Genomic DNA, 20031 nt, shown 5'->3' with positions numbered 1-20031 from the left:
TGCACAACCTAACCATCATAAATACCAGTAAAAAAATAAATCTAAAACTTTCGCTTAGCCTTTAAAAAATTCTTTATATATCAGTAACATTTTATTTATAAAATTACATACTTCTGGATCCTTATAGTAGTTGTCTTTTATATCTGTATTCCTGATAGTGAGGAAGACCAGGATATTTAGTTATCCTAGTCTTTTAAATTTATATATTAAATTAGAAAGATCTAAAAATTCCTACAAGTTTGCCTATTATATTACACTCATTTGTTAATAATGGCTCCATAGCATCATTTTCAGGTTGAAGTCTTATATGATCTTTTTCTATAAAATATCTCTTTATATTAATATAGCCATAAATTGCAACTGCCACTATATCTCCATTTTTTGCTTTGTCATCTTTTTCTATTATCGCCAAATCCAATTCTCTAATTCCTGCATTAATCATACTATCATCTAAAACTCTAACCATAAATAACTCCCTATCATGTTTTATAAAGTCTAGCGGTAGTGGAAACGTATCTTCAATATTTTCCCTAGATAGTATCGGCACTCCATCTACTACCTTATTTATTATCGGGATATTAATCATTTCTCTTTTATGTGGTGAATTTTCTAATATTTCTAAAGCCCTTGGCTTAGACGGATCTCTTTTTATTAATCCTTTTTTCTCTAATCTTTGTAAATGACCATGAACAGTTGATGTTGATGCTAATGAAACAGCTTTACAAATTTCCCTAACTGATGGTGGATACCCTTTACTTTCAACATATTCTTTTAAAAATTCATATACCTCTCTTTGTTTACTTATTCCCTCTTCCATATTATTCATCCCCTTTTGTCAATCATTGTGCGAATGTACGTTTGTACGAATGTGTGTTTGCTTATATATTACTACTTTTTACTTCTTTTGTAAATAACAAAAGAGACCTCATGGCCTCTATTAGATGAATTAATCTTTATCTTTCATATAATGCTTGCAATCTTTCCTGGATTTCTTTAAATTTTTTTTTATCAAACTCTAAAGTACTGCCATTTAATCGTCTGAAATATAAACCTTTGTTCTTTTCGTTTCTATCTTTACGCTCATATCTTGTTGATGCTAAATGAAATTTTATTTTTTTCCCATCCTTTTGCAGTTCTAGCTCATCATGAAATGCTCTGCTAGTCACCTTTACAACTTCAAAATCTTTAAATTCTTCTGATATAATCTTCTCTAGTTTTTTCTCTGTATCGCTAAATATTTCTGAAACAACTTTTTCTTTTGCTTTCATTATTTCTAGCATAATACTCCTCCTACGTTTCTTAATTTCTTTATAGTAATTTTATACTATTTCTGTATTAATAAAAAGACCAGGATAATTAAATATCTTGGTCTTTAAACTGGTTATTTAATAGCAGCAATATTAATCCAATTAGGATCTATTGGTTTAGGTCCTGTGGAAATTAAAGATTGTACTATATCTAAGTTTCTAACAGTAATATCTTTAGCTTTAAGCATTGTGTAAATAGCATGCGCATCATTTTTAAACTTCTTATGTTCATACTGCTTTACACTCTTTTCTAAGTAGTATCTTATAGCTAATATCCTTTCTCTGCTAAGTTCTTTGTCCCTAAGATTGTCATGAAATAGTTTTTGAGTATAATTATATTTCATTTCTACCTTTAATGGTCTTATCTTATGTCTGTTCATATCCTCTATCACCATTTCTGCTGTTATAACTGTTCTAGGTAATAGGCTAAGCTTTCTTAAACTTAAATTTGTGAATAATTTTATTAATACTGGTAATGCTAGTAATGAGATTATTAAATACATAATCATCATCCTTTCGTCTAATATATTCATATTACTGTTTTGTATAAATTTTATCGGTTGGTTAAGTGTAAAATTTATCAGGAGTAATATGTAGGAAATGATGTTGTATTTAGTGTTGGATAGATTGTAGTATAAAAAAAACAACCTATCCAATACATATAAGTAATAGCTTTATTTTTAAAGCGCAATAAAATAAGAGAATTATAAAATAGTAGGATTTTGTAATAATAGATTAATAATATTAGAATAATACAGGTCTAAATAAACTGCATTAAAGTTGTGTGAGTTATACCTAATTCCTTCCGTTGGACGAGCAATAACTATTATTGGAAAAGTTTTGCAACATTGTGTCTGAAGTTCTCCTGTTTTATAAAGTGCTTCATACTTTTTCATTTTTGAATTTGAAGTATAATGAGTCAAATCTACTTCTAAAAGTACAAAATATACATTACCTTGATAGCTAAATATTACAAAAGCATCAGGTCTTATTTTTTTATTCATGTATTGTGGTTGAAGTTGAAATTTAATTATATCCCCACCATTTTTCTTAATGACTTTAAAAAATTCATACACAAACAGATTGTGATCAGATATTAGTTTTTCTTGAAAATATACTTTGCTTTTGAGTAATGTATTTGGAATACTTTTTAATAATTCCATATCTTCAAGTTGTTTCATTCTGCGCCTACAACCTTCGTAATTTCCATCAAAAAATAGATACGTGCATTGTGAAAGAGTTATTGACTGATAATCTTGTATCCATGATAATATATCTCTATCTCTTTGAGTTAACATTTTTGAAATCCTCCAGCGAAATTACTCCTTTACGTGGTTTATTCCTCTTTGGTTTTTCTTCCACTATTTCAGTTTCTTCAATATCAATAACTTTTGGCTGTTCTATGCTGTAAATTTTATTATTAATCTTTTTAACATTTAATATCTCTTGTGTTTCATCTTCATTAGGTATCTTTATCTGTTCAACATACTTATGCAAAATTACATAATCTTCATCAAGATATGGTGTCTTAACAAGCTGATAATCACTATTTCCATCAACTATACATTCCCTTTCTTTTAACTTACAAGCATCAGTAGTATTAATTATATTAATAGAATCTATAGATGATTTTTGACGAAAAGTTATTCTGGTCATTTGGCTCTTTAAATCTGGTGGTAAATTTGTTGCTGTGCTTCTCTGAATACAAGTAATTAAATGAATCCCTACACTTCTTCCTGCCTTTGCTATTTTCATAATATATTCCCAAAGGTCAGTTTCCATAAAGAAAGATAATTCTTCAATAGTAACAAATATTCTTTTCATATACTTTCCTTTTTTATGTTTGTTCCACTGAGTTATATTTCTAATACCAAACTTTTTAAATTGTTCACTACGCCTATCCATTTCTTTAATAAGCTTCAATAGTGCTACCTTGCACATTTCTTCACTATAGGCGCTGTATTTCACACAATCACAATTTTCAAAAGCACTTATTTCCGACTTGCATATCTGCAATAAATATAAATCTATATATTTGCTAGAACTGTAAATCAAATTAGTCAATATGCTTGCTAATAAAAATGTTTTTCCAGTTCCAGTTGTTCCGCCTATAAGCACATGAGGATCTTTGTTTAAATCCAAAAAGTAAGATTGTCCTTTAAAATCTTTTCCTATATATAATAGGTTATTTTTACATTCTACAGGCTCAAAATCAAATCTATTGATATTTTTATTAACCACATACATTTTTATATAATTTTTAAATCTATCTTTTTCTATTTGAACTATTGAATTTAAATTGCATTCTAAAATATTTAACTTACTTTCTAAATGCTCTACGCTTAAACCTTTCACATTATTTAAATAGCACACATATCCATAACCTTTAGAGTCTATTTTATATATCCTATAGGTTTCTTCAGCTTTATTCTTAATTCCAGATTTCAGCATTACTTCATTGAAATTATTTTTAAATTTTCTTTCTGCTGCAGAATTAAGATAGTTATATAAAGAAACTGTTCCAACCGCTAATCCTAGCTCTACAAACATTACTTATTCACCTTCTTAACATTGTTATCTGTAACTTTAACTATTGCTAGTACAATAACAGAACTATATAAGACAAATCCCTCAAACGCTCCATATCCGAAAGCTCCACCCAAGTGTCTGCAATTGCTGTATATAATGTTGAATAATTGAATATCTAAATTAAACATCAGATTCCTCCTAAATAATAAAATTAATTTCTAGTTGATAATGTCCATTTACAACAAAATTACGCGCACTCATACTCCAGAATTCACTTTTTAAATCTATCATTTTATATCCACTTAATTTTAAGAACGATTTCCATGTTATTTGTTTAATAGTTTTCTTTTGAACTAAATAACAGTAAGTGAAATTTCTAACCATTATAATATCGCCATTGTTTAAAATAACATTCATATATTAATCTCCTGAAAATCAAGGTAATGTTTCTTGTCTCTAAAGGTAAGCCCAAAACCTCGATTTATAAAATTCCATTCGAGATTATAACGCCTAAATATCCTTCGAAGTAATGCATAGCATCTTATAAATTCTTTAGCTTCTTTCTTTTGATGATCTCCATATATCTCATATATAGAATCTGGATCATAACGAAACATTGTATGTGTATCAGCTTCAAGTATCATGTTAAACTTATCATTCCAAATAACTTCGTTATAACATATATAATCATACGGATTTTTAGGTTTTAACCACCCATCTAAGCTACTGTAATACTTGTCAGGTAGCATTATTCCATAATAATCATAAATACCGAATCTATTAAAATTTTCTATAATTTCGCATGATAAATTATTTAATTCTTGTAGATTATTAAACATAATTCCCCCCTATATCTCTTTAATTTTTCTTTTATATCTTTCTGGATAATATATTTCTCCTAAGGTTTGCTTTATCTCAGTGCCTCTATCCTCTAACTCATATAGGCGTTTATATAACTCCACTTCTTTTGATGATGTAGTTTTGAAACTTAGTGGTATTATTAAAGGCTTATCCATTTCTTGACTCCTTTTTAATTAATCTTTAGTTAAAATATATGCTGACTTTTTATAAAAGTTGCCAAATATTTAGCAAAAATATTTTATTTATTTCTTTATTACTAACATTAGTATTTTTGGCAATAAAAAAGGCACCTAATCTTCAAGGTACCAAATGTCATCTACCTTTCGATTAAGTGCTTTAGCTATTATTAATAACGTTTCTATATTGCCTTGAACCTTCCCTAACTCTAATGAATTATATGTGCTACGTTTTATCCCTAAAAATCCAGCAAACTCAGTTTGGTTCATCATGTATTCTTTCATCCTGATTTCTTTTAATTTGTTTTTTACCCCCATAACACCACCTCAATGTATATTTTACCATGTATTGGAAATAATTAAAATATTATTATGAATCGTGAGGTATATTATGGACTTTATTTCAACTAAATCTCATTTCTATATTGTACTGGCTATTGTAATTGCTATTTTAACTTTTACTGGACATGTAGAGCCTTTAGTTTTATATGGTATATTGATAGATAGAATACTAATTTACTCAACAAAAAAGCTAGGATTAAATTCCTAGCTTTTAATCTATTAGTTAACCTGAATATTAAAAGTTATATAATTTTCTTTTAAGAGCTCTGGATATTTCTTATTAAGTTCATCTTCTTTAGTGCCAGAGATTGCATCTCCCATAGCTTTTTCAAAATTAGTATAATCTATTAAGTTATAACTCAAATTAAATTCTTTAACATTCAATTTTTTCTCAACCAAAACTTTGACCTGTCCCTCCACGTAATTATTGGATGCAACTTGTCCTTTAAGATCATCTGATGGAGTATGGTCTTTTAACTTATATCCGTCTTTCATTTTTGCTGACCAACCATATTTCGAAAGAGTAATTGCCTTATCTGTAGTATTTTCAATTTTTAAGTTAACAACTACATTTTCATAATCTGCTGCCTTTACAATTTTGGATCCAATAGCAAAATACTCTCCGTTATATTGCGCTACATTATCTTTTGTTCTATCTCCTTTTACTGGTTCTTTAGTTGCACTTTCTAATGTAAATTTAATACCATCTACTGTCTTCTCATTTGGATTAGAATCTTCTTGTTTAGTAGGTTCTTTAGCATCTGCATTTGCGGTTGTTTGAGTACTTCCACACCCAACTAAACTAATTATTGTAAACAATGCTAATACGCTAGCTATAAGTTTTTTCTTCATTATTAAATCCCCCTCATACATCTTCATACCATAATTGTATATTATTTGGTATCTTTGTCAAATATAATAATTAAATTATAAGATATATCATGAAAGAAAGTTATATTAGAATAGATCTAGTAGTAATTTTAATGTTGTTATGTATTAGCTTTAATGTATATTTTTTAATGTTTTGCAAATAATATAGTTGCTCAAATTTAAAAATCTAAACACACAAAAAGAGATAGCAATTCCTCATTCTCCCTGCTATCTCTTTTTACTTATATTATTTCTTTAATATTTCCGATGTACCCAATACACTCATCATATTCATTTTTAAGCTTATAACACCATTCGAAATTAGCAATTATATTATCTGGTCTTTTAATTGCTTTAATCTTATCCATATAAACGTCTACACAACCACCAACGAAATTAACATTTAAAGTATCTTTACTCATTTCTAACACTAAATTAACTTCGCCCTTAACCAGTAACCCACATTTGTGATAATAGAATGTTCCTTCTTTTAATTCTTCTATATTCAATTTATTCACTCCTTGAATTTAAGGAGCAACCTATGCTATACTAATTTTGCGAGAATCGGTGGTAGCTTCGGCTGCTGCCTTTTATTATTTTCTTTTATTTCCTTTTTTAATAATATTGATTAGCTCTTCTTTGCTCATACTTTCATAATCTTCTGTTGAGGATTTAACTATTTTTTTTACACCTTCAGGTGATAATAATATTGGTTGCCTCTCTCCTAGCTTCCTGTATTCTATTCCTTCTTGTAAATTTTTTAGCCTACCATGAAGTGTTTGACGAGAAATATTATATTCATCTGCTACCTCTTGTATTGTTTTTATATCTTTTAGCTCCATAAAATCACCTCCTACCTTATAATACAAATATAATGCACCTGTTTCGCTTTGTCAATACACGTGTTTTTATTTCTTTACTTTTCAACAAACGTGTATTAGCAATATAATATAAAAATAAAACTACAAAATTAATTCTAGCTTTATATTAAATCAAAATTTAATCACATTTTATTTTTAGTAAATCTCCACAATTATTACATTTATATATTTCAAAATCTAAATCATTTTCCTTAATCATTTTTAAAAATCTATATGTGCCATTCTCACAATTATAGCAAAAATCATCCTCTATATTAGATTGATATAATTCTCCATCTTTAAACAATGCTATATCACATACTTGTCTAACGTTTTTAATATCAACTTTTTGAATCTCCCTTTCTCTTATACAATATTCTACAATACAATCATGAGAACAAAAAAATTCTCCTATGCCACCATGGTGATAGCTGTCCATTTTATCAGTTATTATGCTATTGCAATTATTGCATCTTAAATGCATCATTTTTATCCCTACTCTCCAAGTTATTAAATTTACTATACTATATTTCATGATTTAGGGCAAAAAATAAAAGGTAGACTAAGTATTTCTACCTAATCTACCCTTACTGGTGTTTTCTAATAATATAGTGGACACAATTATAGTAACATACCAGTATAGAATAATCTATATTAATTAACATCTTTTATACTATGATACAAATTAAAATACAGCCAACTCAGTGGCTGCATTTCTTGTATGTACTTTTTGTTTTCACAATAGATTTTTATTATTTTACCATACTAATATAAAAAATTCCATATTATCTATCAATTAATTCATTCTTAACATACTCATTAATAGTATTTTCTTCACCTTTAAATATTTCTGCTAAATATAATATCACTTCTCGTTCCTCTTCTGGAAGATCTCTTATCGTATCTTTGATTGTATCTATAGTTACATCCTTCATAAAACAAAATCACCACCTTAATACTGTTGTGGAATATTATAATATATAAAACTAAATTAATTATGTTATAAATTCATTAAGAATTAGCAAATTTGTTTAATTCCATAGTAAAACTTGTAACTTCCTCAACACTAGCATTTGTTTCTTCTATTGCGGCTGATTGTTGTTCAGTTATATCTAATGTAGTATTTGATACTTGTATAGTTCTCTCTATTGATTCCTGTATTCTTCCCACTAATTTAGCAATCTCTTTTGATGTTTCTTTAGAACTTTCCGCTAGATTTCTTATTTCTTTTGCAACAACAGAAAATCCTTTTCCCAAATCCCCCACTCTTGCCGCCTCAATCGAAGCGTTAAGTCCAAGCATTTTGGTTTGATTAGTTATATTTTTTATATATCCTAAAATAGTATTTATTTCATTAGAAAGTTCTCTTACATTTACTATTTCACTATTTAATAAATTTTGATTTTCAACAACTTCCATTGATGATGCAGCAAGTTGTTGAGTTGCGGAGGATATTTGTTCAAAGCTATCTGCAAGGGTTGTTGTTAATTCCTTAATCTTCAAACGCTGATATCCTTCATTTGATAATGTATTAGCAACTGAAAATAAAACTTCTGCTGCTGATCTAATATTCTGTTCGTCAACTATTTTCACTTCTTTAGCGGCACTATAATATTTATCTTCTTCTAGTCCAAGTTCATTGGCAGTATTTTTAAATTCTATTTCTTTAGGAGTCTCAAAAAGAATTTGTCCACCAAGAATTGTTCCAATAAGAGTTCCTTGAACTATTATTGGTGCTGCAAAATCAATAAGTCCTGAATGGCACTTATAAATATAAGGTTTTCCGGTCCTGAATGCCTCCTCTCCAGCACTAGCATGACACTGAGCACATCGGTTTTTTCCAAGTTCCGTAGATTGAGTAAGATTAGAGCAGATATTAGTGTAACTGCTTGGTTTTGTAAAAGGAACTCCATTCTTATCCACCGTAACACTTGCGATATTCATACTTTTAGCAAAATCATCTTGAAACTTTTGAATAAAATTTAAATCAATGATATCTTTTAATTCTAACTCACTTAATTCAACATTATGTTTTTCCATAAATTTCTCCTCCGTAAAAATTGTTTTCATATAATATATATCGTAATATTATTTATTACCTGTAATTATCTTACGCTGAAAAATAAAGGTATTCATTCCTTGTTTTGGCATAGTTTCCTTAATACTAGCTTAACAAATAAAAAAATAAAGGTAGACTAAGTATTTATACCTAATCTACCTTTACAACAGAGTATATGCAATTTAGCAATAAACATTATATCATATTACTTTAAATTATCAATCCATACTTGTTATTGTATAGTCGTCTCCGGAATCATACCAGCAACTTAAATGTAAACCATAGCTTATTAAAAATACTAATACACCAATTACTGCTATCCAAATTTTATCACCACCAGTAATGTTATAAGTAATTGCGTACGCTATTAACGTCCATATTCCAGTATAAAATATGCTAATAATCATACAACCAATTTTACTAGAAACAAAAATCTCAAATATAATTATTACAGTAATTATTGATAAAATTAGTCTTATAGCTGGATGAATAGTTATTTTAAGCATTCCAGAAATCATGTATAAAAGGATTAAAGTTATAAATAATTCTATGCCTACTAATCCAATACCTCCATGTGAATTTTTGTATATGCTATACCTCATTCAGTTTTCCCCCTAATATGTACAAAATATAGAACAATTGTATATCTTTATACATTTTTAGTCAATAATGTAACAAAACTTATTATATAACGTTAACCTAGTAATAATATTATTGTATTTTCTTAAAATAAATAAGCAGTAGTTGGATTGCTCCTAGCTACTGCTTTTTTTCCTATATAACTTATGTTTATCTGGATCTGTAGATATATTATTCTTTATAGTCTGTATTTTTTCTTGCAAAAGTTCTAATAAATTAGCTTTTTCAAATATAATTCTTTTTAAGTCCTTATCACAAATATTAATAATTATAATTCTATCATTAAGAAAAAATTCCCGTGCTAATGTTTTACATGTACCAGTCGGTTCTAATCTTGATGCTATAATTCCAATTGCCTGTTCCTTATCGTTTTTATTCCCACTTATTATACTGTGCAGCTTATGATAATAAGTATTATCAGGTTTCTTGGCTGGTTCATTCTTACACTCAATTTTAAAAATAGATCCTAACTCCCTATATACTGTAAGTGGTATGAAGTAATCATTTCTAATAGTACAATCTATTTGATTAGTAGGAGTTCTTATATCTGTCGTTGCATGCATACCATCACAAATATTAAACAAATCACACATTAAACCCTCTAAGGCCTTTCCTTGTTCTGTTGTTGAATCTCCATAATCCGAATCTAAGCTTTCAAACGCCTTTTTCAATTTTTCAATTTCTACCTCAGAGGGATCATAAAAAAAATCATTAGGGTTCTCTTTATGATTTTCAAACATTTTTTCCAATATATCTTCGTCATTAAAATTATGGCTCTCGCTCCCAAATAATTTTGATGTTTCTATCGCAATATCTACACTACCTATCTCAGGTTGTTTTATCACTTTATATCCAACAACAATATCTTCGCTCTTTATAAATATCTCATTTCTGCACTTTATGCAATAATCTAATTCCTTTACTTTACTAATTAGTTCTTTTTGATTGGATATTAAAATTTCCCTACCACATTCTGGACAAATTGCAATATAAACTTTATCCACAATTCCTAGCTCATAAAGATATTTAAGAATAACTCCTATAATAGAATAATCTAATTCTAGCCTATTAGCTAAATTAGAAATTGTAATTATATTCTCTGATCTGTTAGGTAAAAATGCAAAATACTTGTCTATTTTTTCTATTGCCTCTTTAGCTCCTGTTTTATCTATGACCTCTAATAATTCTGGATAGTACATTTTCTATATCCTCCTCTAACACATATTTTCTTAATTCAATATGCATCGAACCTCTCTTTACTTCTATAATAGCTTGAAATGTTTTATTTGTAAAATAAGTTTTTGGTGCTCGTTTAAAAACCATTATTACATTATCACATTTCTTTTGTTTTTGTATTATCTTTTTATTATCAAAAAAGATAGGTGTGCATTGCAAAGGCTTATCTTCAAGAGATGTTTCTTCAACAGAACTTGAATCTTCATCAGTGGCCGATATTTGAATTGGATAGCCATATCTATCCTTGGTGAAAATATGCTTATCATTATAATTAATGGACATATATTTCTCCATTAATACTGTTAAATCTTCTACGGCATTTTTATAATTATCTCCGCTTAAAAGGCTGATTTTTTGCCTTTCTAAAAACTTCTTTATAAAGTTTTGTCTACATTCTTTTTCTTCGTCTAGCTTTTCTTGAATTTCCTTTGGCGTAGCAGTTGTTTCATCAACAATTTTGTGTATAATTCCTTTAAATATATGTAATCCAGTTGGTACATCTTCTTTTGAGACACCTATTTTCTCTATTGTTAAATTTACTGCTTCTCCAATCAATTTATCACAATTCATAGATTCTGTAATGTCATCTTTCTTTTTGTCTTCTACTTCTATAATTTGAAACTTGAATATAGAACTTTTAGATTTACTCCTACCAACAATGTATCCTTCATCTATGTATACATCAATAAAAATAGGATAAATAACACTCATTGGTAATTGGTCTTTCTTTTTTTGCTCTTTTAATAAAATTGTATATTTCAATTCCACCTTAGATACTTTATCTTCATTAAGGACAAATTTGTATCCACATAAAGAAATCTTATTCTTATGCTCATAATTCAAAATAGGAATTGATTCATATACTTGAAATTTCTCATTAATAATTTCTATCCATTCTTCTTCTGTTTTATTCATCAATCTTCTAGTATTATTTAATTTAAAAATAATTATTTTTTTTATTCCTTCTTTTAAAGTAGGATCCACCCATTCACATACTCTTATTGAATTATCTTCACTAACTTTGGCAAATTCAATTATTGAATTTACTAATTCAACTTTATCTAAACTTGTTTTTAATTTATTTTCTTTACAAAATTCTTGCAACTTACCTAGTGTCAAATATTCTTCATTTCTATCTTTAAAACAAAAAGGTATATCTTTAATCATTTTTATCCTCCAAATTATAGTCTTATTTTTTAATTAATGCTATAATAGAAGTATGTTAATTGACCTTATATTATAGCAAAGGGCCCACGAGATTACCGTCTCATATGTGGGTTCTTTTTATTGGTTGTATTTACATAATACTACATTTAAGACAAGCTTTCCACATAAAAATAAATGGACAGGATTACTCCCATGTCCCAAAAAATCACTTTATATCACAAAACCAACTTCCTAGTGCATCTTTTAATTCTAAACATTTACTCATAGGCAAGTTTTGCGTTTCAACCCATATGCCCTTTTCATTTGAATTAGCATAGATACGAATATCTTTAAAATATTCTTGCACATATTCCATATCCACCCCAGCAAAACTTCCATCCCCTCTATATCCGTTTGGAAGATAAGTAGTTCTTACATATCCAGTAGTCTTATTTAGTATTCCTTCATTAAACTCATTCATATCGCAATCTGTATTCACACCAGATACAGATCCTGTTTCATAATATTGGTGCCCTACTCTATTATTAAAGAAATTAGAATCTAATTGCCATGGAGTATTATTATAATTTGCTTCCCATAATGGATAATCCGCAATTCTATTATCTAAGTTAGCCATAAAGCTAGTATAAGTATAAATACCTATCTGCATATTAGATAACTCTTTAAATTTAGCGATGAATCGTAATATATAATCCATTAGCCCATCAAAATTAGTTTCTACATCTAGCATTGGAATAAAATCACTAGCCTTATCCTTTATAGCATTATAAAAACTATTAGCCTGAGTTTCTGGCTCACTAGTTCCAACTAAGAAATGATAAAATCCTGTTTTTAGTCCTACGTAGTGTGCATTTGAATAGTTGGTATCTAAATAACTATCAGTAAATGTTGTACCTTCTGTAGCTTTAATGTAAACAGCTTCTATTCCCGAATCTTTCACTTGTCCAAAGTTTATGCTTCCATTATGATTACTTACGTCTATACCTTTCATATATATCATCCTTTCCATAAAAAATAAGAGCAACCTATAAAGGCTACTCCAGAATTATGCTTGTACTGTTTGCTGTGTATCTGCTGGTTTTACAACTAAAGCTTGAACTTTGCTCAATTGATCTGTTAATGTTGCCAATTCAGCTTTTAAACTATCATTAGCATCCTGTAATTGCTTTAATGCATCAGCTTCACTTAAAACAGCTTCTTTATCTTTATTTACTTCTCCGGCAACTGCCTGTCGTAATTCAGATATATCGTTCTGAGTTAATTCTGGAAATTTGGCAAGTAACATTTTATCGAATTCATCTGCTTTACTTGCAATTTTTTCTTCAATAGTCTTAGTGATCCTAAAGTTTTCTTCAACCACATTCCAAATTTGTTTGGCTGCTGTAATGTAATTTTGATTTTTTAATAATGTTTCTTCTAACCCTGCCTTAATCGCTTTCTTTCCTAATACTTCTATTAATAGTTTTAAAATAGTTTTTATCATTTTACATTCCACCTTTTCTAAATTAATTTTTCGATTGAATAAATAAAGAACCCAAGTAACGTTGTTACCCAGATTCCTATAAACCACTTCATCACACTTGTAAGTGCTTTTAAGTTATCACATAAGCTTCTTAATTCAGCTTTGAAGCTAGCATTATCCTGCTCTAGACTATCTAGTTTTTCACTGTGTGCATTAAGTCTCTTTTCGTGTGTTTCTAGCTTTTCCTCTAGTCTTTTGTGCTTTTCTAAGCATAATTCATCATTCATGTGTCACCTTCCTTAATTCAAATTATCGTATATACATTTTAAAATTAACAATAAAAAAAGAACCTTTTAAGTTCTTGATTACATATATTTTTTAAGCGCATCTACATCTTTCAATTTTACTTTTCCATCTAAAATATAGAATAAATTTTTATTTATCATTACATATTCATCATAATCAACTACTACAAAATCGTATATTAATTCATAGTCAGCTTTAAGATCTCCATAGGCATTCATATCTTGTTCACCTACCGCCATATCTGTTAAATCCCCTGTTGATTTTCTATAAAATATAGTCATTTTTTCATTCATTTAAAATACCTCCTAACCAATTATTAAGTAACTTATGCATACTGAACCAGTGTGACTTCCTGTAACTGCGTAAATCTGTGTACTAATTGTTTCATACTCTGACCCTGGGTTAGTAGGGGTTGAAATCGCCACTAATTTTTCACTAGACAAATATGCTCTTAATGTAATTGTAGTTGCGGTTATATTTGTAATCGCACATCCAATACATCCCGTTGATTGGTCAAATCCTATTGAATAAAATGATACACTCGCAAGCCCGTATGGTATAGTTCCCTCTAACCTGTCAATAACTTCTTGTGGAAAATTAAAAGTCATATCTTTTTGTGTTGTTCCATTCATCTCTATTATAGCTTTGCCCATATAACTGTAGTAGTGGTAAGGCATAGCACCATAACTATCTACATGCTCCAATCCCTTTTGGCTCATTTTAGTATAAGCACCTGTTGATAAATCACCAAACTTTGCTCCCTCTGGAGAAACTTGAAAATAGATAGATATATTATTAAATGCTGTCATTACTTCGGTTGGAGATTGTGTTATTATTGTTCCTATGGCATTCCCATAAGTTGTAGCTGTTGTTCCATCTTCCAATCTTAATTCTGTTAAATAAGCATCACCAGAACTATTTAACCAAAAATACAAAATTCCTGTAGTTGACGCTGTGAATGTAGCTACGCATTTTGTCCATGCACTATTTGACAGAGTGAAGTTAGCTGCACCATTACTTCCCCAAAGTTCGCTATGCAACACCATACCGTTAGTTGATGAGATAGCATAAAATGAAATAGTGTATTTATTTCCACTGACTACATTTACGCTTGTATTTACTATGCCACTCGAACCACTTCCAGCACCAGTTGCAAATATTCCTAAACTATTAATGCCATTTGCATATGTTATGGCTGTGACACGCTGTATGCTTTGATTTCCTCCAGCGCTCCATCCTGTAGTATCGTTTAACAATAAAGGATTAGTTATATAATTTTTCTTAGAAATTTGTGAAATTAAATCGCTAATAGAGTTATTCACATCCGTCTGGCTTACCTTAGAACTTATCTGTCCTGCTTGTAAACTAATTTGAGATTGTAAGCTACTTATAGTAGTATTTTGTGCTGTTATTTTACCATTAAGTGTACTTACTGCACTATCTATATTACTTTGTTCTACCTTTAAAGCTATTTGATTTTGTAGTAATGAAATAGAACTTTGTAAGCTAGATACTGAACTATTTATGGTTGTAATTTGAGAATCTGTATCTTCAGGTGCTGGAGTCCATGAAGTGGCTTGGTTTCCTTCTTCAAATTTTATATCACAAAATGAAATAACGTCTCCTACTTTAACAACATTAGTGTTATTAAAAATATATAGTGCTTGATAGTTTAATGTACTATTTCCTGTCATGCTAACTGTTTGATAACTAGTTGTTACACTTACGTTTTTAGATACATTATTTGCTTCACATCGCATTGGCCATGTTCTTGATACCGTAGATTTTACTTTGAAACTGATAGTATATTGTTTTTCATTCCCTCTAGTAAAAAGTGCTGAATATGATGGTCCGAAATAACAATTAAAATAACCATTTGAGTCTAAAGCCGTTATTGTTATATCGTATCTATAACCACTTGCTGTTGTGCTATCTGCAACAAAGTTAACTGTTGCTGTGCCGCTATTATAAATAAAGTAACCCATTTTTGTTTTACTGCTAATTATTAAATTTCTACCACCAACTTGTAAATTATCTATAGCACTCTTAGCTGCATTTGCTGTTGTAGTAACACTAGATACATTACTATTTAAAGTTGTTATACTTGCATTGATTCCGTTTACTCCTGTTTCTAATGTAGATACTCTATTAGTAACGCTTGTCACTGTACTACTATCTGCCTTATTCCCTAAAGTAGTGTTTATTGTAGATACGCTGCTCTGCAAACTTTGAACACTTGCTTTAATAGAATCTGTAGTTTGATTAATGGCACTCACATTACTATTAATAGTTTGTGTTGCATAATCTTTCACTGCTGAAATAGAGCTATCTACATCTTCTGGTGCTGGTGTATAATCTGTAGGTTTATTACCTATTTCAAGTTTTAATTTTTCAAAAGTATAAGTACCTGAACCTAAAGAATTGCTACCATACCAAATTGCAAGTTTTGCTGTTGTACTTGTTGTTTTAAATATATAACCTGTGTTAAATAAACCACTTGTACCAAGGCTATCTGTTCTTGTTAATTGATTTCCGTTAGCATCAATTTCCCTTAATGACATCCATCCATTGGCAACACATCTAAATGTATATAAAGTGCTAGGCGATATACTCATTGTAATTCCTAGTGTATCTCCTCCATAATTGGTACTAGATATTAGAGTTATTTTTGAATTACTGTTTACTGTTGCTAATGAACTTATTGTCCATAATCCACTATTGAAATTTCTTAATAAATTCCTTCCACCAATACTTAAACTAGAAATAGCTGTTTCTGTATTCCCTACTCTTGTAGTAAGTCCAGTTGCTGTAATTTCCAATGAAGAAACTCTATTTGTAACATTACTAACATTAGTATTTAGAGTAGAAATATTATTATTCGCTGTAGTTATTTGAGTAGCTTGATTTGATACTGTAGACTGTGTGCTTGATAAACTTGCACTAATATTATTTACAGTTACTTCTAAAGCTGCTTCTTTACTAGTAACTGATGTAATATTCTTTGTATTACTATCTATTTCACTTGCATGCTGTCCTATAGTGGTTTGCATACTATTAATAGTGTTAACTGTGCTATTATAGGCATCTTTAAGCTGTGTCGTAGTTCCATTAGTAGTAATTGTTGTGTTACTTATTAATGTGCTTATTTGACCTTGAATAGCGCTTATAGATGTTGTGTTAGTATCTGTTGTTGTTTTTACTCCATCTACTTTAGTATTAATATTATTAAAAGAAACGTCTAAGGTCTGTCCTGTTAAATCTATTGCTACCTTACTTGCATTTATATAGCTTGTATTTGTAGCTTTATTAAATCCGGTTACAAAACTACTATAATTTATTTGCTGCTCTCCTATGGCACTATCTGCAACCATATTAGTCTTAATAAGCTTGTCTGCTATAGCATTTGCTTTTACACCAGTTCCATCTATAAGAGTTGTAGTTCCATCACCTGCAACCAGAATAAAATTAAAATTTCCCTGTGCATCCTGCCCCATTTGAATTCTAACTTTACCATTTTTATCTTTAAACTGTTGTGTAGCTCCTGCAATAAGTAAACTTCCATCAGAACTTGTTACACTTATTTTACTAGTGTTTAAACTTCCAGTGTTTATTTTAGTAGCATCTAAGCTCTCTATCATAGCATTTTTAATAAAACCATTGTCCACTGTAACCTTACTACTGGTTAAGACTAAAGATTGAATATTAGCACTTGTAAGATTTCCATTTATCAATGTCTTAACATTTGCTAGATCCGAATTTAAATTAGCTACAGTTGCATTAGTTGTAGTTAAATCTCCAACATTAGCCTTATTTATTAATGCACTGTCTATATTTGCTACACTTGCAGTCAAGTCCGACACCGTTGCCTTAGTTGCAACCAAATCAGCTATTGTTGCATTAGAAATATTAGCATAATCAATAAGAGCTGTATTTATTGTTGCTACATTAGCATCTAGTTTATCTATCCTAGCTGAATTAGCTTGCAAATCAGCTATACTAGCTTTATTTATAATTGCCTTTTCTGCTATTAAAAGCTTAACGGATAATCTTTCTATATTCTTATTAGCAGAACCACTAGCACTAAAAGAATTTGAGTTTTTAGTTTCTCCTTTTGCACTTGTTTCTGCACTAAGTCCGCCATTATAAGTTAACTTATTAGCAAATACAAGAGCTTTCCTTGTTACATTATTTTTATCTACTAGAGTAATAATATCCAATGGATCTAAAGACAAATCACCTTGCCACTTTAAGGTATAACCAAGATAACTAAAGTTTTTAAGCTTATTATAGATATCATTAAGAATAGATTCTGTTACCCATGGATTTTCAAAAGTGAGTTCCATAGTATCACTAGATAAAGAACCTACACTTATTGTATTTTTATCATTTACACTATCATAATCATCACTTTCAGAACTATCATTATTACTATTACTTTTGTTTTGGCATGTAATCATTCCAATTTTATAAGTTTGATCTTCTAACTTGTAACCAGTAGAAAAATAATTATCTGCTGTTATAGTACAATCAACTTCATGTGGATATATTATTGTAAATTTATTATCTCTTGTTATATATGCATTACCACCACATACACTTGCTACATAAGCTAAAACCTCTCTACAGGTATAACCTTCTAATTTGGTTACTATATAATTTTGTACTGTTCCAGTAAATTCTACGCCTGTAATACTAGCCAATTCATTTACAACTTCTTGTAGTGTTGGATTATTCCCTAACTTGCTGAAATAACCAGTTTCAAACTTAACCATATTATCATAGCAAGTTAACTTAACTGTATAATCTGTTTTGCTAACATCATCAATATTAAAGGTACCAAATGGAATATACTCTATAGAATTATTTATCTTAAGTCCAATTTCAACATCTATTTCTCCTACACTCGCATAGGCTTCTCCATCATTTTTTAGAGTTATATCTATAGATTGGCTAACAGTATTCCCTATAGAAAAGCGATCACTAGGTTGCACAACTGTAGGCACTATTTGTATAATATCGCTATTATTAAACGCTCTATTTCCTAATGTAATTCTACATTCAAAACTTCTTGAAGGTTTTTTAATAAACGTTTTATAACTATCAGATACGTTATACACATTAAACCTCCTTTCCCTTAAGATTTAATTCAAGTTATTCCAATATCATAAAGTCTAATTCCATAAGCTCTCCTGGAGTAAAATTTACATTGGAATTAAGTAACTCATCTGTATTAATTCCTCTTAATTGAATATCCACTTCTATATCAAGCAATTCATTATATTTCTTATTGCATTCATTTTCTTTTTCATCACTTGGAAATATAAACTTGTTATCTTTTACCTTTGGATCACCATGTTCATCTTTAATAGCGTAGTCTTTAATCAACTTCATCTTTTCATCTTCACAAATCTTTAATTCCTTATTAATAGAATTAATATTCTTAGCTATAGCGTAACTAACCTTTACTGGTAACTGCTTATTAGATAACATACTTAACACTTGTACTTTTCCTTGTAATTCTCTATTTGTCATTTTCATATATAATCAATCCTTCCAAATTTAAATATAAGAAAAGCACCCTTAAAGAGTGCCTTAAACTAAGCTGTTGCTGCATTATCTGCAGTAGTTGTGGTTAATTCATCTTGCGCTGCATAAACTTCTGCTTGAAAATCTGTTATGTCTTTCCTGCACTCTGTTTTGTTCGCTGTATAAGCTGCCAAATCTGTGATTGTAGTAGTAGTATTTCCAGTAGAACTCCCATCTGTACTTATATTAGCACTTAAAAATAATGCTTGCTTATCTCCCACCATAGATTGTCCTGTTATTGTTATACTTTTATTTGTTTTTAACATAATTCAATCACTCCTATTTCTCTATAAAATTCATTTTCAAACTTTTCCATAAGATTTCTTGTGTATCCTTATCAAAATAAAATGTAGGAGCCGTTCTATCTCCTACATACATTGTTTTTGTTATAATTCCATCCAGTGGATCTATAAATTCACATTCAAAAAATTCACTTTTTACAGCATTTAATAAAGTAGAAATTTCATTTTGGGTTAATGGTCCCCACTCCATCTCTAGCTTCCTTTTAGTTCCTATCCTATCTCTTATTAATTCTCCATTTGCATTTCTATTTGTTTCACCATCAATATCATTTAAAGATGGTTGATAACTTTTAGGAGCAGTAATCTCTACTCCATTAACTTTAAGCATG

Annotated in this window: 28 protein-coding genes; 1 reads left to right on the top strand and 27 read right to left on the bottom strand. The window is 29.3% G+C overall.

The window, feature by feature from the left end; translation table 11 throughout:
- Positions 1-211 precede the first annotated feature (211 nt).
- The 10 genes from lexA to T483_RS0115910 all read right to left on the bottom strand — a co-directional run bounded on the left by lexA (position 212) and on the right by T483_RS0115910 (position 5191).
- A complete protein-coding gene (lexA, locus tag T483_RS0115955; protein ID WP_026887748.1) occupies positions 212-817 on the bottom strand; it encodes a transcriptional repressor LexA in 606 nt (201 codons plus the stop codon).
- A gap of 136 nt (positions 818-953) precedes the next feature.
- Positions 954-1280 (bottom strand): hypothetical protein, encoded by a 327-nt coding sequence (locus T483_RS0115950; protein WP_026887747.1) that lies wholly within the window; start codon positions 1278-1280, stop codon positions 954-956.
- Between the two features lie 101 nt (positions 1281-1381).
- Positions 1382-1810 carry a hypothetical protein gene (locus T483_RS0115945; RefSeq protein ID WP_026887746.1) on the bottom strand — a complete coding sequence of 143 codons (429 nt, stop codon included), beginning with the start codon at positions 1808-1810 and terminating at the stop codon, positions 1382-1384.
- Positions 1811-2011: 201 nt separating this feature from the next.
- Positions 2012-2605 carry a hypothetical protein gene (locus T483_RS0115940; protein WP_026887745.1) on the bottom strand — a complete coding sequence of 198 codons (594 nt, stop codon included), beginning with the start codon at positions 2603-2605 and terminating at the stop codon, positions 2012-2014.
- A complete protein-coding gene (locus tag T483_RS0115935; RefSeq protein WP_026887744.1) occupies positions 2586-3857 on the bottom strand; it encodes an FtsK/SpoIIIE domain-containing protein in 1272 nt (423 codons plus the stop codon). The genes T483_RS0115940 and T483_RS0115935 overlap by 20 nt, the downstream gene beginning before the upstream one ends.
- Positions 3857-4024 carry a hypothetical protein gene (locus tag T483_RS31680; RefSeq protein WP_196244888.1) on the bottom strand — a complete coding sequence of 56 codons (168 nt, stop codon included), beginning with the start codon at positions 4022-4024 and terminating at the stop codon, positions 3857-3859. Before T483_RS31680 ends, T483_RS0115935 begins: the two co-directional genes overlap by 1 nt.
- Positions 4025-4034: 10 nt before the next feature.
- The gene (locus T483_RS0115925) at positions 4035-4253 is read right to left on the bottom strand and encodes a hypothetical protein (RefSeq protein WP_026887743.1); all 219 of its coding nucleotides are present in this window, start codon (positions 4251-4253) and stop codon (positions 4035-4037) included.
- Positions 4250-4675, bottom strand: a complete 426-nt coding sequence (locus T483_RS0115920) for a hypothetical protein (RefSeq protein ID WP_026887742.1) — start codon at positions 4673-4675, stop codon at positions 4250-4252. Before T483_RS0115920 ends, T483_RS0115925 begins: the two co-directional genes overlap by 4 nt.
- A 9-nt stretch (positions 4676-4684) precedes the next feature.
- Positions 4685-4852, bottom strand: a complete 168-nt coding sequence (locus T483_RS31100) for a hypothetical protein (protein ID WP_155268500.1) — start codon at positions 4850-4852, stop codon at positions 4685-4687.
- 135 nt (positions 4853-4987) lie between these two features.
- Positions 4988-5191, bottom strand: a complete 204-nt coding sequence (locus T483_RS0115910) for a helix-turn-helix transcriptional regulator (RefSeq protein WP_026887741.1) — start codon at positions 5189-5191, stop codon at positions 4988-4990.
- A gap of 73 nt (positions 5192-5264) precedes the next feature.
- Here T483_RS0115910 and T483_RS31095 point away from each other — a divergent pair, with 73 nt between their 5' ends.
- The gene (locus T483_RS31095; RefSeq protein WP_155268499.1) at positions 5265-5423 is read left to right on the top strand and encodes a hypothetical protein; all 159 of its coding nucleotides are present in this window, start codon (positions 5265-5267) and stop codon (positions 5421-5423) included.
- Positions 5424-5434: 11 nt separating this feature from the next.
- On the opposite strand, the gene T483_RS0115900 is transcribed toward T483_RS31095, so the two are convergent.
- From T483_RS0115900 to T483_RS0115820, 17 genes are all read right to left on the bottom strand, one after another.
- Complete coding sequence (locus T483_RS0115900; RefSeq protein ID WP_051560412.1) at positions 5435-6067, bottom strand: hypothetical protein; 633 nt, start codon at positions 6065-6067, stop codon at positions 5435-5437.
- 260 nt (positions 6068-6327) lie between these two features.
- Complete coding sequence (locus T483_RS0115895; RefSeq protein ID WP_026887739.1) at positions 6328-6594, bottom strand: hypothetical protein; 267 nt, start codon at positions 6592-6594, stop codon at positions 6328-6330.
- Positions 6595-6678: 84 nt separating this feature from the next.
- A complete protein-coding gene (locus T483_RS29285; RefSeq protein WP_035790252.1) occupies positions 6679-6927 on the bottom strand; it encodes a hypothetical protein in 249 nt (82 codons plus the stop codon).
- A gap of 157 nt (positions 6928-7084) precedes the next feature.
- A complete protein-coding gene (locus tag T483_RS0115885) occupies positions 7085-7432 on the bottom strand; it encodes a hypothetical protein (protein WP_026887738.1) in 348 nt (115 codons plus the stop codon).
- A gap of 298 nt (positions 7433-7730) precedes the next feature.
- The gene (locus T483_RS31675) at positions 7731-7880 is read right to left on the bottom strand and encodes a hypothetical protein (RefSeq protein WP_196244887.1); all 150 of its coding nucleotides are present in this window, start codon (positions 7878-7880) and stop codon (positions 7731-7733) included.
- Positions 7881-7956: 76 nt separating this feature from the next.
- A complete protein-coding gene (locus T483_RS0115875) occupies positions 7957-8985 on the bottom strand; it encodes a PocR ligand-binding domain-containing protein (RefSeq protein WP_026887737.1) in 1029 nt (342 codons plus the stop codon).
- Positions 8986-9222: 237 nt separating this feature from the next.
- Positions 9223-9606: a hypothetical protein gene (locus T483_RS0115870; RefSeq protein WP_026887736.1), complete on the bottom strand. Its 384-nt coding sequence runs from the start codon at positions 9604-9606 to the stop codon at positions 9223-9225.
- Between the two features lie 153 nt (positions 9607-9759).
- On the bottom strand, positions 9760-10842 hold the full coding sequence (locus T483_RS0115865; protein ID WP_026887735.1) for a hypothetical protein: 1083 nt from the start codon (positions 10840-10842) through the stop codon (positions 9760-9762).
- Positions 10808-12046 carry a hypothetical protein gene (locus tag T483_RS0115860; RefSeq protein ID WP_035790249.1) on the bottom strand — a complete coding sequence of 413 codons (1239 nt, stop codon included), beginning with the start codon at positions 12044-12046 and terminating at the stop codon, positions 10808-10810. The genes T483_RS0115865 and T483_RS0115860 overlap by 35 nt, the downstream gene beginning before the upstream one ends.
- A gap of 205 nt (positions 12047-12251) precedes the next feature.
- Entirely contained in the window at positions 12252-13037 is a 786-nt protein-coding gene (locus T483_RS0115855) for a GH25 family lysozyme (RefSeq protein WP_026887733.1), read from the bottom strand.
- A 54-nt stretch (positions 13038-13091) separates the two neighbouring features.
- Positions 13092-13529, bottom strand: a complete 438-nt coding sequence (locus T483_RS29280) for a hypothetical protein (protein ID WP_035790247.1) — start codon at positions 13527-13529, stop codon at positions 13092-13094.
- A 17-nt stretch (positions 13530-13546) separates the two neighbouring features.
- Positions 13547-13795, bottom strand: coding sequence for a hemolysin XhlA family protein (locus T483_RS0115845; RefSeq protein WP_026887732.1), 249 nt, complete (start codon positions 13793-13795; stop codon positions 13547-13549).
- A 78-nt stretch (positions 13796-13873) separates the two neighbouring features.
- Positions 13874-14107 (bottom strand): hypothetical protein, encoded by a 234-nt coding sequence (locus T483_RS0115840; RefSeq protein WP_026887731.1) that lies wholly within the window; start codon positions 14105-14107, stop codon positions 13874-13876.
- Positions 14108-14119: 12 nt separating this feature from the next.
- On the bottom strand, positions 14120-18931 hold the full coding sequence (locus T483_RS0115835; protein ID WP_026887730.1) for a beta strand repeat-containing protein: 4812 nt from the start codon (positions 18929-18931) through the stop codon (positions 14120-14122).
- Between the two features lie 34 nt (positions 18932-18965).
- Positions 18966-19352 (bottom strand): hypothetical protein, encoded by a 387-nt coding sequence (locus T483_RS0115830; RefSeq protein WP_026887729.1) that lies wholly within the window; start codon positions 19350-19352, stop codon positions 18966-18968.
- Between the two features lie 59 nt (positions 19353-19411).
- A complete protein-coding gene (locus T483_RS0115825) occupies positions 19412-19666 on the bottom strand; it encodes a hypothetical protein (RefSeq protein ID WP_026887728.1) in 255 nt (84 codons plus the stop codon).
- 13 nt (positions 19667-19679) lie between these two features.
- On the bottom strand, positions 19680-20030 hold the full coding sequence (locus tag T483_RS0115820) for a DUF6711 family protein (RefSeq protein ID WP_026887727.1): 351 nt from the start codon (positions 20028-20030) through the stop codon (positions 19680-19682).
- Between the last annotated feature and the right edge of the window lies 1 nt (position 20031).

This window comes from Clostridium beijerinckii HUN142, assembly GCF_000621745.1.
Classification (GTDB): Bacteria; Bacillota; Clostridia; order Clostridiales; family Clostridiaceae; genus Clostridium; species Clostridium beijerinckii_A.
The sequence above is the reverse complement of the archived record's forward strand: the minus strand, read 5'-3'. Positions and strand labels throughout refer to the sequence as shown.

Excerpts from the sequence above, each read along its gene's own strand:
- T483_RS0115865 (WP_026887735.1), bottom strand. The coding sequence starts at position 10,842 with ATGTACTATCCAGAATTATTAGAGGTCATAGATAAAACAGGAGCTAAA.
- T483_RS0115925 (WP_026887743.1), bottom strand. The coding sequence starts at position 4,253 with ATGAATGTTATTTTAAACAATGGCGATATTATAATGGTTAGAAATTTC.
- T483_RS0115825 (WP_026887728.1), bottom strand. The coding sequence starts at position 19,666 with ATGTTAAAAACAAATAAAAGTATAACAATAACAGGACAATCTATGGTG.
- T483_RS31095 (WP_155268499.1), top strand. The coding sequence starts at position 5,265 with ATGGACTTTATTTCAACTAAATCTCATTTCTATATTGTACTGGCTATT.
- T483_RS31680 (WP_196244888.1), bottom strand. The coding sequence starts at position 4,024 with ATGTTTAATTTAGATATTCAATTATTCAACATTATATACAGCAATTGC.
- T483_RS0115840 (WP_026887731.1), bottom strand. The coding sequence starts at position 14,107 with ATGAATGAAAAAATGACTATATTTTATAGAAAATCAACAGGGGATTTA.
- T483_RS0115870 (WP_026887736.1), bottom strand. The coding sequence starts at position 9,606 with ATGAGGTATAGCATATACAAAAATTCACATGGAGGTATTGGATTAGTA.
- T483_RS0115910 (WP_026887741.1), bottom strand. The coding sequence starts at position 5,191 with ATGGGGGTAAAAAACAAATTAAAAGAAATCAGGATGAAAGAATACATG.
- T483_RS31675 (WP_196244887.1), bottom strand. The coding sequence starts at position 7,880 with ATGAAGGATGTAACTATAGATACAATCAAAGATACGATAAGAGATCTT.
- T483_RS0115845 (WP_026887732.1), bottom strand. The coding sequence starts at position 13,795 with ATGAATGATGAATTATGCTTAGAAAAGCACAAAAGACTAGAGGAAAAG.
- T483_RS29285 (WP_035790252.1), bottom strand. The coding sequence starts at position 6,927 with ATGGAGCTAAAAGATATAAAAACAATACAAGAGGTAGCAGATGAATAT.
- T483_RS0115950 (WP_026887747.1), bottom strand. The coding sequence starts at position 1,280 with ATGCTAGAAATAATGAAAGCAAAAGAAAAAGTTGTTTCAGAAATATTT.
- T483_RS31100 (WP_155268500.1), bottom strand. The coding sequence starts at position 4,852 with ATGGATAAGCCTTTAATAATACCACTAAGTTTCAAAACTACATCATCA.
- T483_RS0115935 (WP_026887744.1), bottom strand. The coding sequence starts at position 3,857 with ATGTTTGTAGAGCTAGGATTAGCGGTTGGAACAGTTTCTTTATATAAC.
- T483_RS29280 (WP_035790247.1), bottom strand. The coding sequence starts at position 13,529 with ATGATAAAAACTATTTTAAAACTATTAATAGAAGTATTAGGAAAGAAA.
- T483_RS0115940 (WP_026887745.1), bottom strand. The coding sequence starts at position 2,605 with ATGTTAACTCAAAGAGATAGAGATATATTATCATGGATACAAGATTAT.
- T483_RS0115830 (WP_026887729.1), bottom strand. The coding sequence starts at position 19,352 with ATGAAAATGACAAATAGAGAATTACAAGGAAAAGTACAAGTGTTAAGT.
- T483_RS0115945 (WP_026887746.1), bottom strand. The coding sequence starts at position 1,810 with ATGTATTTAATAATCTCATTACTAGCATTACCAGTATTAATAAAATTA.
- T483_RS0115855 (WP_026887733.1), bottom strand. The coding sequence starts at position 13,037 with ATGAAAGGTATAGACGTAAGTAATCATAATGGAAGCATAAACTTTGGA.
- T483_RS0115860 (WP_035790249.1), bottom strand. The coding sequence starts at position 12,046 with ATGATTAAAGATATACCTTTTTGTTTTAAAGATAGAAATGAAGAATAT.
- T483_RS0115920 (WP_026887742.1), bottom strand. The coding sequence starts at position 4,675 with ATGTTTAATAATCTACAAGAATTAAATAATTTATCATGCGAAATTATA.
- T483_RS0115900 (WP_051560412.1), bottom strand. The coding sequence starts at position 6,067 with ATGAAGAAAAAACTTATAGCTAGCGTATTAGCATTGTTTACAATAATT.
- T483_RS0115820 (WP_026887727.1), bottom strand. The coding sequence starts at position 20,030 with ATGCTTAAAGTTAATGGAGTAGAGATTACTGCTCCTAAAAGTTATCAA.
- T483_RS0115885 (WP_026887738.1), bottom strand. The coding sequence starts at position 7,432 with ATGATGCATTTAAGATGCAATAATTGCAATAGCATAATAACTGATAAA.
- lexA (WP_026887748.1), bottom strand. The coding sequence starts at position 817 with ATGGAAGAGGGAATAAGTAAACAAAGAGAGGTATATGAATTTTTAAAA.
- T483_RS0115875 (WP_026887737.1), bottom strand. The coding sequence starts at position 8,985 with ATGGAAAAACATAATGTTGAATTAAGTGAGTTAGAATTAAAAGATATC.